This is a genomic window from Kordia jejudonensis, assembly GCF_001005315.1.
GTDB lineage: Bacteria > Bacteroidota > Bacteroidia > Flavobacteriales > Flavobacteriaceae > Kordia > Kordia jejudonensis.
In genome coordinates this window covers 47,704-63,346 of record NZ_LBMG01000004.1, presented here as the reverse complement: position 1 = coordinate 63,346, position 15,643 = coordinate 47,704, and the positions used below count along the sequence as shown (strand labels likewise).

General features: G+C 31.7%; 17 protein-coding genes. 1 reads left to right on the top strand and 16 read right to left on the bottom strand.

The window, feature by feature from the left end:
• Positions 1-456: 456 nt before the first annotated feature.
• The 13 genes from AA089_RS03025 to AA089_RS02970 all read right to left on the bottom strand — a co-directional run bounded on the left by AA089_RS03025 (position 457) and on the right by AA089_RS02970 (position 12,129).
• On the bottom strand, positions 457-3,294 hold the full coding sequence (locus AA089_RS03025) for an Npt1/Npt2 family nucleotide transporter (protein ID WP_046755438.1): 2,838 nt from the start codon (positions 3,292-3,294) through the stop codon (positions 457-459).
• Between the two features lie 24 nt (positions 3,295-3,318).
• Complete coding sequence (locus AA089_RS03020) at positions 3,319-4,236, bottom strand: serine hydrolase (RefSeq protein WP_241479965.1); 918 nt, start codon at positions 4,234-4,236, stop codon at positions 3,319-3,321.
• 109 nt (positions 4,237-4,345) lie between these two features.
• Positions 4,346-5,374: a helix-turn-helix domain-containing protein gene (locus AA089_RS03015; RefSeq protein WP_046755436.1), complete on the bottom strand. Its 1,029-nt coding sequence runs from the start codon at positions 5,372-5,374 to the stop codon at positions 4,346-4,348.
• A 276-nt stretch (positions 5,375-5,650) separates the two neighbouring features.
• Positions 5,651-5,881, bottom strand: coding sequence for a hypothetical protein (locus AA089_RS03010; RefSeq protein ID WP_046755435.1), 231 nt, complete (start codon positions 5,879-5,881; stop codon positions 5,651-5,653).
• Between the two features lie 31 nt (positions 5,882-5,912).
• Positions 5,913-6,254, bottom strand: a complete 342-nt coding sequence (locus AA089_RS03005) for a hypothetical protein (protein WP_046755434.1) — start codon at positions 6,252-6,254, stop codon at positions 5,913-5,915.
• Positions 6,232-6,633: a hypothetical protein gene (locus AA089_RS03000; protein WP_046755433.1), complete on the bottom strand. Its 402-nt coding sequence runs from the start codon at positions 6,631-6,633 to the stop codon at positions 6,232-6,234. Before AA089_RS03000 ends, AA089_RS03005 begins: the two co-directional genes overlap by 23 nt.
• 37 nt (positions 6,634-6,670) lie before the next feature.
• Positions 6,671-6,964: a YtxH domain-containing protein gene (locus tag AA089_RS02995; protein WP_046755432.1), complete on the bottom strand. Its 294-nt coding sequence runs from the start codon at positions 6,962-6,964 to the stop codon at positions 6,671-6,673.
• A gap of 53 nt (positions 6,965-7,017) precedes the next feature.
• On the bottom strand, positions 7,018-7,173 hold the full coding sequence (locus AA089_RS24505; RefSeq protein ID WP_156168879.1) for a lmo0937 family membrane protein: 156 nt from the start codon (positions 7,171-7,173) through the stop codon (positions 7,018-7,020).
• A 39-nt stretch (positions 7,174-7,212) separates the two neighbouring features.
• Positions 7,213-7,788, bottom strand: a complete 576-nt coding sequence (locus tag AA089_RS02990) for a hypothetical protein (protein WP_046755431.1) — start codon at positions 7,786-7,788, stop codon at positions 7,213-7,215.
• Between the two features lie 284 nt (positions 7,789-8,072).
• Complete coding sequence (locus tag AA089_RS02985) at positions 8,073-9,866, bottom strand: sensor histidine kinase (protein ID WP_046755430.1); 1,794 nt, start codon at positions 9,864-9,866, stop codon at positions 8,073-8,075.
• A 2-nt stretch (positions 9,867-9,868) separates the two neighbouring features.
• Complete coding sequence (locus tag AA089_RS02980) at positions 9,869-10,315, bottom strand: response regulator (RefSeq protein WP_046755429.1); 447 nt, start codon at positions 10,313-10,315, stop codon at positions 9,869-9,871.
• Positions 10,316-10,323: 8 nt separating this feature from the next.
• Positions 10,324-10,884 (bottom strand): helix-turn-helix domain-containing protein, encoded by a 561-nt coding sequence (locus AA089_RS02975; protein WP_046755428.1) that lies wholly within the window; start codon positions 10,882-10,884, stop codon positions 10,324-10,326.
• 66 nt (positions 10,885-10,950) lie between these two features.
• Positions 10,951-12,129, bottom strand: coding sequence for an AI-2E family transporter (locus AA089_RS02970; protein WP_053002176.1), 1,179 nt, complete (start codon positions 12,127-12,129; stop codon positions 10,951-10,953).
• Between the two features lie 198 nt (positions 12,130-12,327).
• Here AA089_RS02970 and AA089_RS02965 point away from each other — a divergent pair, with 198 nt between their 5' ends.
• Entirely contained in the window at positions 12,328-13,488 is a 1,161-nt protein-coding gene (locus AA089_RS02965) for a DUF3095 domain-containing protein (RefSeq protein ID WP_046755427.1), read from the top strand.
• A 34-nt stretch (positions 13,489-13,522) separates the two neighbouring features.
• On the opposite strand, the gene AA089_RS02960 is transcribed toward AA089_RS02965, so the two are convergent.
• From AA089_RS02960 to AA089_RS24055, 3 genes are all read right to left on the bottom strand, one after another.
• Positions 13,523-14,125 carry a DUF2652 domain-containing protein gene (locus AA089_RS02960; RefSeq protein WP_046755426.1) on the bottom strand — a complete coding sequence of 201 codons (603 nt, stop codon included), beginning with the start codon at positions 14,123-14,125 and terminating at the stop codon, positions 13,523-13,525.
• A gap of 500 nt (positions 14,126-14,625) precedes the next feature.
• A complete protein-coding gene (locus tag AA089_RS23435; protein ID WP_053002175.1) occupies positions 14,626-15,225 on the bottom strand; it encodes a hypothetical protein in 600 nt (199 codons plus the stop codon).
• 236 nt (positions 15,226-15,461) lie between these two features.
• A complete protein-coding gene (locus AA089_RS24055) occupies positions 15,462-15,620 on the bottom strand; it encodes a DUF1328 domain-containing protein (RefSeq protein ID WP_046755425.1) in 159 nt (52 codons plus the stop codon).
• Positions 15,621-15,643: the final 23 nt, after the last annotated feature.

Here is a 15,643-nt window from a genome sequence, read left to right as displayed (position 1 = left end):
TAAATTAAAAAGATAAAAAAAAAAGGCTGTCTAAAAAGTACAGATTTCGTCAAACCGGACTCGATTCGGTTTCTCATAACAGTTGGAAATCAACGTAATGAGATTCTGAGTCAAGCTCAGAATGACGGTTTTGAGTACTTTTGAACGGTCTCTTTTTTTGTATTTCTGAGAATCTTGGCACTGCAAAAGTAGTTGTTTCACAATGATTCAAAATTTACTTTAGCTTTTTTCTTGAGCCAATAAATAAAAGTATATTATCTCAACTCTACTGTAAAAACAAACGATTGTCAGTTCAAGCATTATCATAAATACCAAACATAGCTCATGAGAACAGCTTAGAACTTGTAATTTCAAAAGAATCTCGACTGCGCTCGATTTGACATATGTATAGTTTATTGATAATTACTGTTTTGTATGAAATCATAAATTGAACTCAGGTTTATAGGAGAATTGGTATTACTTCAAAGCAAGGTTTTGCAAGTGTTTCAATGTTTGCGTAGCTGCATATTTTACTTCTACACTTTTATGTTTTTTCAATGCTTTTACAATGGCACGATATTGATTATCATTTGAGATTCTGATGAGTTCTAAAACTTCAAGTTTAATGCGTTTGCCCCTATTTTTAACCAATAACGTAAGACACATTTTTTCGTCCACAATTTTAGTTCGAGAAAGCATATGTTGCAACGAATCATTTTCATTAACATAATGTTCTAACAAGGGAATTAATTTAAACTTTAACTGTCCTTTGAGCAAATTGTCTAAAAATTCCAAGGCATTTATTCTGGCTTCATTTACATCACTTAGCAAACCAGAATAGGCAATTTTAATATCATTTTCTTCATATATAATCGCTAGAAGTTTAAAAATGGTTTTCAAACTGATGTCTAGTTGTTCTTCCAAAACTTCCACAATGTTCTGTCTAGCAAGTGTTAACTCAGGCACATTCACGGTTTCAATTGTTTCTTCAGTATCTAATTCAATAAGTTGATTTAGGAAATATTGTGCTTCTAAGGCTTCTTTGTAATGCTTCGTTTCTTTTAAAATTAAACTTTTAATCAATCGTGTACTGAAAACTAAGCGTTCTCGTTTTTGGTTTAGTTTTAGAAGTGAACGAGACGCTTCTAATCGAATTATGAAATCGCGACTTTTCATTAAACTCAATAACATATTAACGGCATTTTGAGTTTTGAAAGCTTCAATAATTCTAGGTACAAAACGCTTATTTTTAGCTTTTAATGCCTCTCGTTTGTCTAAATTTAGAATTGTCGTTGTAATTCCAGGTCCATAACTTTTTAGAGCTTTGATGGCTTTTTTTCGATATTCCTTTTCAGAAAGACATTCAAATAATGCATCAATAAATCGTTCTCCTTTGATAATTCCTGCTGCTTTTATCGCGTGGGATTTTATCGTATTGTTGTGACTTTTGAGGTATTTTTCAATGAAATAGTAATGTTCGGGCAATTCGGCATACGCAATTGCTATTAACAAATCGGCAACTGCTGCAGCTCGTGTATCCACTTCTGCCCCATTTATGGAATTTATCTTTTCAGTAATTCTATTGTTGAGTTCAAATTTTGAAGCCAATTCTTTGTTGCTTGAAGCTTCTTTTGCCAAACAGAATAAGGCTGCGTTGGCAATGTATTCGTTTTCATTATTTAGATAGGTTTCAAAAAATTCTGTTTCAGATACGGAATGATGCAACACATAATCGAGCGCAGCTAAGACAAGATCGTCGTCTTTTTCATAAATTAATTTAGTAACTTTTTCAAGCTCAATGGCATCATCATACGTGTATAATTGTTGTATGGCTTCCGTTTTTACTTTGTTTGAAGGATGCGTAAGTAATTTAACAATACTACTTTTTAATGATTTTACTTTATAATTACTCAATCTGTCCAACAAATTTAATATCGCAACCTCATCATCGCCGCTTAGAATACGACGCGCAGCAGTAATGGTTGTTTCTGGCTTGCGACCTTCATCAAGCGAATCATCATTTTTAAGAATGGTACTTTCAATGTTTTTTCTGAATGAATTGTAATACGCTTCGCGAAGTTTGTAGATGAGAAGAATCCAAATAAAAACAAAAAAGAGGACAATAATTGTTATATAGGAAGTGTCTAAATCTAATTTTCTGATCAAAAATATAAGCATAAAACCTGACAATCCTGTTGCAATACTATCTACCACAACATCTATGTATGATTTTGCCTGATTTTTTATGTTGAGCGGAATTGGCATAATTGACAACTCAAAAGCAGCTTTGTTGACCGATTGTTTGAAGCTTCCATCAATTCCTTTGATGATGACCAAAACCCACAACTCTGGAAACGTTAGAAATAGTAAACATCCTAAAGCAATTCCTAATGGTAAGATGAGTAATGTGCTAGAAACACCCAATTTACTCAATACGCGATTAGTAAAAAAGAGTTGTAATATTAACGCCAATACATTGAAGGTTGAAAACCAAAATCCAAAAAAGGCGGCTAATTCTTCAGGATTGTTAATGGCTTTGTTTGCAAAATCACTAAACTGAAAATCAACTAATTTTGCAACGACAACACTAATTCCTGTAATGAGCGCCAAATAAGTGAGATGTTTGGATTTTGATATGATTTTTATAGAAGCTTCTTCCGTGTTTGTTTCATTAAATTTACGCTGATTACGCACATACATGTTCATTACTTTTAGTCGTATTTTCCATACTTTTTGAATGATGGGAATACAACAGAGTAATAGTGCTGCCGCGAGTAATACCACCGTTTTGTTTCCAAAAGCTGAAACTACTAAACTGGTAAGATAACCGCCAAAAACACCACCAGCAATAGCGCCAGCGCCGATAAATCCAAATAACCTTTTGGCTTCCCTGGAATTGTATACCATGTTGGCAAGAATCCAAAATTGTGAAGTTGCAACAACCGCAAATAGCGAAACGCCTAAATAATATACGTATAAAATCCAGTCGTTAATTAATGAGAAATGTAGTAAAGCACTTAGTATGATGAATCCGAGACTGAAAAAAAGTATCGAGGTCACTGTCACTTTTATGAGTGAAAATCTCCTAATCGCTTTGTTGTAAAAATAGGAAGTAATAACAGCGATTAGCGCAACTAATAAGTATCCGTATGGTAAATGTTCGGCTCCTAATTGTGATAGAAATATGGCATTTACAGTAGGCTTTACAATAAGTAATACAGTTATAATCAAAAAGATATATAACTGCATTAAAAAAGAGATGTATATTTCACCATCTCTTAATCCAAATGTTTTGTTCAAAAAGCCTTTCAGCATTTACTATTTTTTAGTTTGTTAACGTTATCTCTTTAGCAACACGTCCAACGGTTTTACGAGTTTTCTCATAATTTGTTCTCCTTGTCCATCTTCTACCAAAGCGACAATAATGTATTTACGATTTGGTCCCCAAACCATTGCGGAATCGGAATGAAAATTTTTCCAAGAACCAGATTTTCTGTATACTGTTGCTTTTGGAGCTATTTCGTCTAATACGTTTACAAATTTATGGTGCAACGCAGGATCTTTCATAATGTTTAACATTTCTTTTGAGCACTGCGTAGAAACCAAGTTTCCCATGGCTAGTTGGTAGTAAAAACTACATACTTGTCGCGTAGTTGCGGCATGACTAAGTCCTTTCATCGGATCTGGATTTCGTTTTCCTCCAGCTGCATATCGCTTTCCAACCCAAAGTCCACCACCCGTTTCTTCATCGTATAGTTTTGTTTGAGGCGAACGTAAAACGGCTTCAATTTTTTCATATCCTAAACGATCTATCATTCGTGTAGACGCTTTGTTGTTAGATTTACTAATCATTAGACGTAAATCTTTTTTGACTTCTTTTGTGTATTTTAATTCTCCTTTTTCAATAGCATCCATTGCCGATAATAAGATGGCAATTTTAGGCAAACTTGCAGCATACATCATTTCATCATCGTTGATTCCTGCGTATTTTATGTTTGTAGGATCGCTTAAATCGACAATACCGATCGACAACTTTTTGTTTCGCGCCAAGGCTTTCCATTTCGGATTGCTTTCTACTTGCGATTCTAGTAATAGCTGTAGTGTAGCATCTTTTAAATCTCCTATGGGCTCAATTTCTTCTGCATGACTTATTGGCAATTTCTGCTGCTGCGAGAAAACACCAGTGCTTACGAGTAAGAAAAAAAGTGTGAGTACGTTGCTTATTTTTAAATGCATAAATTTATCAAATGTTTTCATGGTATATATAGTGCAATTAACATACCAAAATGCTTTCAAGTTAGGTAAATTTATGTTGAAATGCTATTTAAAAATATATTCTTTATTTTTTATGGTAACTAACTGATTTTTAAGCTGTCATTCTATACGAAGACTTCATATCTTGATATTCTTTTGGACTACAATTGTATCTTTCTTTGAAGATTTTTGAAAAGTAGCTTCTACTGCTAAAACCAATTGTATAAACTATTTCTGAGATACTTAAATCTGAAGTTTTTATGAGTCGTTCTGCCAATTCTACGCGTACGTTTTTTATGAAGTTTGAAACTGTTCTTCCAAAAAGTGCTTTGAAACCTTCTTGCAATTTAGCTGGCGTTAAACCTGACTTTTTGCTTAGATAGTTAAGATTGAATTGATAGTCTGGATAGTTTTTGATGAATTCGCTAATGTCTTTTACCGTTTCCATTTCGGTTTGTGTTAATACATTGGAACTTTTAGCATTGTTTTGTACATCATCAAAGTATTGATTTACGATCATTGAAAGCGATACTTGCAATATTCCTTTTTTGAGTAGTTGGTCTACAATGCTATTGCTTGATACTGCTTCAATTTGATCTAATCGTTCTTGTATTTTTAAGTTGTATGAACTTATGTATGCAAATTTTCCTTCTACTTCTTTCGATTGGAATAATTGCATTAATTGTGTTGTAAATTCGTCGGTTGTTTCTGAGACTGGCTTGCTTGCCAAGAAACTAATCATTGTGAATTTTTGGTATGTATCTTTTTTAAAGTATAAATGATTTGCTTTTCCGATAGAGTTTGAAAAGATAGCTGTTTGCATTTCCGCGAAACTTACGTTCTCGTTAGTTTCTCCAAAACTGTGACGCAATTCTCCTTGTGAGCAATATACATAATTGAGGGATTGCTCATTTGCTTCTTGATTGAATATTACTACTGTATTTTCGCTGAACTTTACATCATACGTTATGTATGCAATGTTGTTATTAAAGTTAAAACCCGTAATGGTTCCTGCGCCAATGTGGTTTTCAAATTCTAATGATCTTTCGGTTTCTACTTCTTTTAAATTACCCTGACATTCTCTCTCTAAACTATTAAAAGTAGCCTCAATGTTACTAATGTTTATTTGTATAGTTTTCATCTTTAAAGGTTTTAAGTTAGCATTTCGTATATACACCTATTTCTAAGTACATTACAAAGATGCAAAGAAGAAGCCCTTTTTGTGTTATACAATTTTTTGAAACTGTTATATAATTTTACAATTCCGTTAAACGAAAAAAATCTATTTGATAATTAAAATAGCCTTTTATCAATACTTACATGACGAAACTGTTATATAATTATACAATTTTGTTAAACAAAAAAAAGGCTATTTGATAATTCAAATAGCCTTTTGTCAATACTTATATGATGAAAATTACTGCTTATCTTTTACTTTAATTTCCGTTTCACCATCTTCCTTCTTGATTTTCACTTTCGTATCTTCCGTCTCCATTTTAACTTTTGTTCCATCTTCATTTGTTTTTATCTCTGCTCCATCTGCCTCCATTTGTTCAATTAGTTTTTCTTCTTTTGTTTTTTCTTCACAAGAAGTAAACGTTGATATTGTAAAAACTGATACGATTGCTAATGTTAGTAATTTTTTCATAATAAGTATTATTTTATATTAGGTGTTAATTTTATTTTTTATCTGTTGTTATTGTATTGGATACTATTTTTGTGGCTCCTATTTGAACAAGGTAACCCAACATTGATTTCATAAAAGAATTAGATTTTCCTATTAAGACGCGTTTCGAAATGTATCCTACTGCAATACTGATTACGGATTCCAAAACATTGTTCTTTATTTTTGGTTCATCCTTTAAGTCTGAGTAGACACGTTTTACAACATTCACGGGTCTTAATTGCTCATAAGAAAGTGCCATTTGAGATTTTAATGCCTCATAGTCAATTGCTTTCTGAGTTTTCAATTCTAATATTGCTAGTTCTAGGTCTATATTATTTCGTATTCTCTTCTTCATGGATTGCAATATTAGCGGTTAATATATCTTCTTTTTTCTTTCGCATCAATTTTGAGATTACTAGGTCAGTAATTGGTTGCATAATTAGTTTTCCATTAAAAATGTACAGACAAATGCCTAATACCAAATAAAATGATGAAACTATTAGGAAACCGAGATAACCTGCTCCTAGCAATGTACCTATGTACAAACTGATTCCTATATTGATGAATAATAAAAATACTGCTGCTACAGAGCCCAATACGATCCACGAAACTAAAGATGATACAACATCTGCTGTTTTATCTATGGCGTTGAGTTTATATAACTCTATGCTTGTTTCCGTGTAGGCTTTTGCCCTTTCGTAGATTGACTCTATGTGTGATGCAGTAGATTCCATTATTGATTGTTATTGTTAATTTTTTGCTGTATATTGACTATACTTCTTGTTGAAATTCTTCTTTTGCATCTGTAGCAATACGTGACGCAGTATTGATTTTTTCTTTTCCTTTCGCAATGATTTCTCTTCCATCGTTTTTAAGTTCGTTGAACTTTTGAGAAACTTCATTCATTACTTTATCAACGTTATCTTTTACGCTGTTTGCTAAATCTTTCGTTCCGTCAGCAATTTCTTTTCTAGTTTCTTCACCTTTTTTTGGTGCAAATAAAATTCCTAATGCTGCTCCTACTGCTACGCTTCCTAATACTAATACTGTGTTGTTAATTTTCATCTTTTCTGTGTTTTTAAATTAATAATTATTTTGTGTTTATCCTTTTGAGTGGATTAGACTGCTTTGCCACCTTTTATGAGTCGTAATAGTATTGCAATTACTGCTATTACTAATAGTATATGTATCAATCCACTTGCGCTGTACACAAAGAATCCTAATACCCATCCTATGACTAATATAACGGCTATGATATATAATAAACTTCTCATGGTTTATGTGGTTTTAATGATTTATGATTTTACTATTTTTTAACTGTCTGAATTTAATATTTCTAGTGTCTGTACTGATTTATCAAAACTTTCCTCTAAAACATCGTTAGCAGATTGTACCAATTCTTTAAAATCTTCATTGTTTGTTGTATCTGATAATTTATTCAGTAAATCTTTTTGCTTATGTATCTTTTTACTTAATAGTTTTAGATGTAATTCTAAGTCTAAAGAATCATTTAATTTCGTAATATCTTCAAAACTCATATTTGTATATCTCGGTAAGGAAATGACGTTTTCGGAAGCTACTTTACTATAGGTTTCAAGTACTTTTAGTTGTTCATTTTTTATTTCTTCAACTAAATTTTTAACTTCATCATCACTGCTTACATCTTCTATGATACTACATAATTCTATGACGTCTAAGTTGTTTTTGGAAGCTTGAACTAATAATTTAGCTTCACTTTGTCCTGTTGTTATGTTATTGTTAGATTTTGATTTCTGAATGTTTTCTGAATTCTCACTTTTAATAAAATATTCACAAGAATTAAAACTTACAGATACAAGCGCTATCAGAGCGAGACTTGTTACGATAAATATGTTTCTGTTTAATTTCATTCTTTCTTCATTTTCGTTTCTACAAAGATGCGACAGCTTTTGTCTTTTTGCGTTACATCATTTTTAATGTTTGTTACACGATTTTCATTTGTATGTTATAGACGTGTAATTTTTAAGTATTGTACTACTTATTTTGTACACTACAAATGTACCGCGGAAACACAGGTTGCGTGTTACACGATTTTCAGACTTCGTTATAGGATTTCTACTTTCGGGAAGAATTAGACGCAAAAAAGCCTCAAACACAAGGCTTAAGGCTTTTCAATGTAGTATTTGTTGCTATTTTATACTACAGGAATGTATATGGTAAATGTTGCTCCAACACCAGTTTCTCCGTTTGCAAAAATAAATCCTTGATGATTTTCTATAATTTTTTTACAAATAGACAATCCAATTCCGGTTCCTGTATATTCATCTTTGTTGTGAAGTCGATTGAATAGTACAAAGATTCTTTCGGCATATTCATTGTCAAAACCAATACCATTGTCTTTGAATTCTATTTTATGATAGGAATCGGCCGTTGCGTTGGTAAGTAATTTTTCAGATTCCGTTTTTACCATTTCGTACGTAATATTGATTTCTGGTGTACGATCTTCAGATTTGTATTTTAACGAGTTTCCAATTAGGTTGGCAAATAATTGTTGTATTTGAAATGGAATTACATTTATGACTGGAAAAGCATCCGCATTGATTGTGGCATTCTCCCGAGCAATTACTTCTGCCAAATCTTGCTTTGCACCTTCTAGCAGTAAGTTAATGTTTGAAACTTCAAAAACCTTATCCGCTTTGTTGGTTCTTGAGAATTGTAACAAATCATCAATAAGCAAACGCATTCGAGTAGCTGCATTCTTGATTCGTGACATGTATTTTAAACCAGATTCTGATAAATTATCCTCTTCTTTGTCTTCCAATCGCGATAAGAAAGTTTGTATTTTTCGTAACGGTTCCTGTAAATCATGACTTGCTACATGGTTGAAGGCAGAAAGTTCTTTGTTGTTTCGCTCCAGTTCAAGATTTCGTTTTTCCAACGCTCTAAAACTTTCTATTTCGTCTGTAATATCAGTAGTCGTTCCTAATAAGTTACGTCTATTTTCACCACTAACAACTACTTTTCCATACGCTTTTAAATGTTTAATAGTTCCATTTTTGTGGATGACACGATAATAAATAAACGGTAAATTTTCATTTTCCTTCATTTCTTCCACTTGCGCACTTAGCTTTTCCAAATCTTCAGGATGTACAAATTTCATAAAATTTGCAATTGTAGGCGCGAACGAATGTGGTTCTTCTCCTAATAAACGGTATAAATTGTCGGAGAAACTAAACGTATCTTTTTCAATATTCCATGTCCAATTACCATGTTTGCTTACGATTTCTGATTGATTGGCAGATTCTTTAAAAAGCTCCAATGCTTGGTTAGATGCTTCTAGCTTTTTAAGATTTGAAATGATTTTAAAATATGCACCTATTAATAATAGTAACGACAATAACATTAGAAGGTACAAGAAAATCGGAGTCACTTTTAAATTATTCTCGTATTCTTTTTGATTTATTTCTAATTTTTTGTTTTGCACATCGAGCATGACTTTTATTTTAGCTCGAATTTGATCCATGATTTTTTTTCCCCTAGCAAATAGTGGTTCAAAAGCTGGACTGTTGATGTTGTTTTGTTCTTTTAAGATAAATCGCTGTACTTGTTCTAAATTTGCCAAGCAATTATCGATTAAAAAGTTCAATTCGATTAAGTTTTGTCCTTGTTCGGGTTCATCTTTAATCAACTCTTTAAGTTCTGCAAGACTATTATTGATGTTTTCCCTTCCAGAAAAATACGGTTCTAAATATGTTGAATCTTTTATGATTACAAAGCCACGTTGTCCAGTTTCGGCATCTTTTAAATAAGATAAAATTTGTTCTAACTCAATAGCGACTTCATATTTTTCTGTGACCAAATCCGAAGAATCAGACAAATCGCTCATGTTTTTATAGGTAACACCCGCAACAAAAAATATAAGAAAAAAGGATATTACAAATACCGCTTTTACAAACCAAGGTGCTCTGTAAATAGATTTTAATGGCATAATTACAATCTTAATAAAAAGTTATCTTTATTCAATCCGCTAGTATGGTATTGCCAATTGATGGTAACAACTTCGGACAATGCCTTTTTAAGCTTTTTAAAATTATCGGGCTTTTTTATGTAAATATTTGCGCCGTGTATAAATGTATTTTCAATATCTTCTTCAGAAGCAGAAGTTGAGTATATCGCAATTGCAATGTCTGCAAACTTTTCATTGGCTTTTATTTCTTTTAAACATTCCATTCCGTTTTTTCGTGGCATGTTTAAATCCAGAAATAATACATTTGGCAAAATGGCATCTTCACTATTTAAATAATCCATTAAATACACTCCATCATTGTATGTCTGTACTTTAGTGGTTATTTTGAGTTCCTCGAAAGCATCCGTAAAAAAGAGACGATCATCTTCATCATCATCTGCTAATACTATGTGTATGTAATCTTCATTCATCTGTTTGGCTAGTTATTTTGTTGAATTTCGCGACGTTTGGTTATAATGCGCTGAAAAGCACTTGGTGTGATTCCAGTTGTGTTTTTAAATTGTGTGCTTAAGTGTGCCACACTAGAATAGTTGAGTTGAAACGCTATTTCAGTTAAACTCAAATTCCCTTCTATAATTAATTGTTTTGTATATTCTATTTTTTGAAGAATGATAAAATTTTCTATGGAAGTATATGTTACTTCCGAGAATAAATTGGACAAATATCCGTAACTGTGTTCCAACGTATCCGCCAAGTATGCAGATGTCTTAACGTTCACAATCGTTTCCTCATTGAAAACCATGTCTATGATCGTGTCTTTAATTTTTTGAACCAAGATGCTTTTCTGATTTTCAACAATTTCAATATTGTATTCACTTAAAGCATTCGTAAAAGCTGCGTATTTTTCGGAAGATAATTTTTCCAAAAGTTCTACTTCACCAAAACCTAATAGATTGTATTTTACGTCGAGCGCATCTAATTTTTCAGTTAATACCTTGGTGCAAACTGCATTAAAGTCAAACTTTACAAATAATTTCATTTTAAGGATAAGTTTATTGTGTAAATTTAAACTATTTCTTTTTTATAAACGTGCTTGATAAAACTTTTACGATTTACGACTGTTTGCCTTTTCTTGACGAAGTGTTTTCCAAACTTTGAGTCGTTGCTTGGCTTTACTTTGTAATAGCGCATCTACAGGCTCTCCCATAACAAAACCATACGCTTCATATCCAGGTGTATGATCAAAAATTATTTTTAAAGAAGCTGTTATTGGTAAGGCTACAATCATTCCTGATATTCCCCAAAGCATGGCAAATGCAATTAATGAAAAGATAGCTATAAATGAATTCATACTTACTTTTGAACCCGTAATTTTTGGCGTAATAAAGTTTCCTTCCAAAAATTGAATAAAACCAAAAACACCCATAACCGCAAAAGCATACCAAATAGAATCTTTGGTTGCTAAGGCAACAATTGTGGGTAATAATGCACCAATAATGACTCCAATATAGGGTATTAAGAGTAGCAACGCTGCAAAAAAGCCGAAGAAGAAAGCGTTTTCTATACCTAAAACGAACAAGGTTATGGTATTTAAAACACCTACAATCAGCATTACTTTTAGCAAACCAGCCAAGTAATTTTTTTGAACATTATAAATTTTATTAATCATTGTATTTACAAATGATTGTGTTTTATTTTTGAATACTTTGTAGGCAAAAGTGCGCAGAAAACGGCGGTAGTATAAGAAAAAGAACAGATAGATCGGCACCAAAATAAGATCACTCATAAATGAACCAGATTCTGAGATAAAAACGGTTACTCTTCCTAGATTACCTTTCAACAATTGATCAAATTTTATATCCTTATTGTTTATAACTTTGCTGTTGCTGATATTAAAAGCGTCTCCCATGTAATTTACAATATTTTCGTATAGCTCCGTAATTCTAATAACATAGTCTTCTCCACTATTCACAAAGCCTTGCAGCTGAATGAAAATTATTAGAAACAAAATTGCGGTAATTGAAAAGATGATAATGATTGAAAAAATAGTAGCAAATATTCTGCTACACTTCCATCTTCTTTCAAAAAACTGTTGTACGGGAAAAATCATTACACCTAATATCATTGCAAATAACAAAGGCATAATTAAGGGTTTCAATATGTAGAGTGAAAAAACAATTGCAATGATAGCAAATAGTCCCATTGCACGATTTGAAATTGATATTTTAGAGGTCATTGCTAATGATTGTTTTTTATTGTAAATGTTCAAAATGTATCTTTTCATGTATACATGTGTGCGAAGATACGATACAAAAGTATTTATTTTGATCGTTACCGTATTACATAATTTTAATCGTCTGTTATATAATTTCTGTTCATGCCAATTGTTTTAAAAACTTTCCCTTTTTTCAGATTTAATCTAATGAGCGCATTTTGTATGGCTTTATAGGTTAAATTTGTACTACCGTAGTATTAATACATCATGAAAGATTTAATCACGTTTTATTCAGATCTTCCTAAGCATTTTACGCCTTTAAGAGATTTATTGAAGGATGAAAGTCTGTTTACTGGCATACCCAAAAATTGGCACATTGTCGTTACAGATATCGAAGGCTCTAGCATAGCTGTAGAAAACGGACAACACAATGATATTAATTTGACGGCAACAGGAAGTATTATTACCGTTTTAAACGAGATTAAATCAATTGATGCTTCCATTAAAGTTCCTTACTTTTTTGGCGGTGATGGTGCCACTTTTATAATTCCAGATGCCATTATTACGCAAGTTATTTCAGCTTTAAACACGTATAGCGTACATATAAAGAAAACATTACAGCTCAATTTAAGAGTCGGAAATGTGATCCTAGAAGAAGTTTATAAAAACAATGTGACCGCTCGTATTGCAAAACTTAGACACAATAAGTATTTGACAACACCTGTTGTTTTGGGTAACGGATTAAAATTCGCGGAAGCGTATATTAAAGATAATTTTAAACCAACTGATATCTTCGGAAATAATGAAAAAGTCATTGATTTGACTGGAATGGAATGTAGATGGGACGAAATTAAGCCAAATAGTTCCGAAAATAAAGTCGTTTGCTTGTTGGTCAGTTGTCACGATGAAACGAAACAAGCACAAGTGTTTAAGAGTATTATGGACGAAATCAATTATCTTTTTGGCTCACTAGATGAACGAAGACCGATTACGACCTTAAAGTTAAAGCTGAATACGTCTATTGAAAAAATCCGAAAGGAAATGATGGCGAAAATTGGCAAGCATGATCGGAAATATTTAATTGACAATTGGTTGATTACCGTTTTTGGGAAGTATTATTTTAAAATTTTTCCAGAAGGAAAACGCTACTTATATCGTGTTACACAATTAAGTGATACCATTATGTTAGATGGCGCTATTAACACGGTTATTTCTGGAAGCAGCAAACAAATAAATAAGCTTCAAATTTTCTTAGATACGCTCGAATCTGAAAAGGAAATTACTTACGGAATGCACATTACACATTCATCAATAATGTCGTGTTATGTACAAGACCGAAAAGAAAATCACATTCATTTTGTAGATGGCACCGAAGGCGGTTACACCTCAGCAGCTATTGTATATAAAGGTAAGTTGAAAAAAATTTAACAATATCAACTGTTATTTTCATATTGATTTCAATTTAATCAACGAGTGGCGTTAAATCAATATAACTATAACTTATATCTCCAATATGCTTGTAAGAAGTATCCTTTTCGTGTAATGTTCCCCAACCAAAATTGCGCTCAATTATTTTATCTTTATATTGATCTAAAATGTTTTCAGACAGTAAAATATATTCGTCAAATGGAATTTTATTTTTCAAAAGTCTGTGAGCAATAATTACATCTTCTCCCATTAATTTTATATTTTTTCCAATAGGAACGGCACTAATTTTCTCCCCAAAATGTACTACAATTTTTAAACCTAATACACTTGGGATATTTATTTTATCGTCATTGTGTTTAAATTGTGTGTGCAGTAAACGTAATTGCTTGTAAAATTCTGTATAGAACAATCGGCATTGCGTAATAAGTTCTTCAAAAGTTGGCAAATCTCCAGTTTTGTAAAACAAAATAGCATCTCCTTCTATTTCAGAAACTTTTAAACCTATTGTATTGGCGTAAATAACTTTATTCAGAAGCGCAGGAATTACTTGTGAGCTCAACTCTATATTGGTAGAACTCATAAACTCTGTAAAACCACTAATATCAGGAATACAAATTAACGTTGGTTTTGCTTTCATAATGATATGTAATTATTTTTTAAGTTGCTTATATTTTTTGTGTGAAGATGACATGAAAATGTTGGGACTAATTTTATGATATCATTCAGAATTGTTTTAGGTAATAACCTAATTTTCTACAAATTAGAGATTCGGTACTTTTTGTTTATTTTGACAATTAATAAGAACAATAATACGAATTCTTTACAAGAATCTATACCATTTCCTAATTATCAAATGTACGTTCTATTATGTTATCATTGGAGAAAAATCTACACTTTCGCATGTAGCTTGTCTGCTTTTAGTTTTCAAAAAATCTTTTTTGTCCTTGTTGCATCTGTCCATACATGTTACAAAACAATTTGTATAATTAACGTCAGTTCGATATAAGTGATTCAATTCATATTCATGATTGAGCTTAATTTACAACAATAAAGTCAAAAAAATTTTAAAATCTAAGGACATGTACACCTAATCAACTTCATCCTTGATTATAATAAACAGGAAGCTTCGAAAGAGGATTATTTAGTTTTTTTCACAGCTGAATGTGCGTTTATAAAATTTACAATTAATGCTGGCGATGTGTACATGGTATTCACTTTTTCAACTACTTGAAGAGGCAAATTGCTTTTGTCTATAATAAATTTTCGTGCAGCAGGAACGTACGTTTTCATTCTTTTCTTAGCGCAACGATTAGCTTTCAATTCTTTCTTTTTCACAAACTCTTTAGACACTTGATACGAAAACATTTCTGTAAGTAATTGATAAGTAGAAATTGATTCATAAGCCAAAATTTTTGCCAACTCTACTCCTAACCAACCTATTAATACATCTTTCGGAATAAAACTCATCCGAATTTCAGCATTTTGCAAATAAAAATTATTGCTGATGATAATTGTATACGCTCTTTTATGTTTATTGAAGAGTAAACTAGAAAGCGAAACATGCGTGTGCATTATATGTTTTGCTGTTTTTTTAGATAGTTGAAATGTTATTGAAGTATGTTCGAGTTCTGGAAAAAATGACAATGCTTTGAGCACTTCATTTTTAAAATATTCTGGAATTGATTTGTTTCCTCTAATACCAAAATCTCTATAAGAAGGTAATTGTGACTGTATCATATCAATTTAATTTTATAAAAAAACATATTCTAAATTACTACACGGATATTTTTATAATTGATGCAAAAAACCAATATTTGCACTACAAATAATTAAAAAAGGTAGCTTGAAACACATCTCAATACTACCTTTTTACAAAATTAAAAATCAACTAGTGACTAGTACCTACCAGCTGACCAATCATAAAACTAACCTAAATTTTTATAGTTGTTTAGAACGCTACTTTCTTGTTTGATCTAAACACGTTTTCCTCTAATTATTGATAGTATAAATAATACTAAGAATATGAAGAATAAAATTTTTGCGATTACGGCTGCACCTGAGGCAATTCCGCCAAATCCTAATACGCCTGCAACTAATGCCAATATGATAAATGTAATGGTCCAACGTAACATGTTGTAGTGGTTTTGGTGGTTTG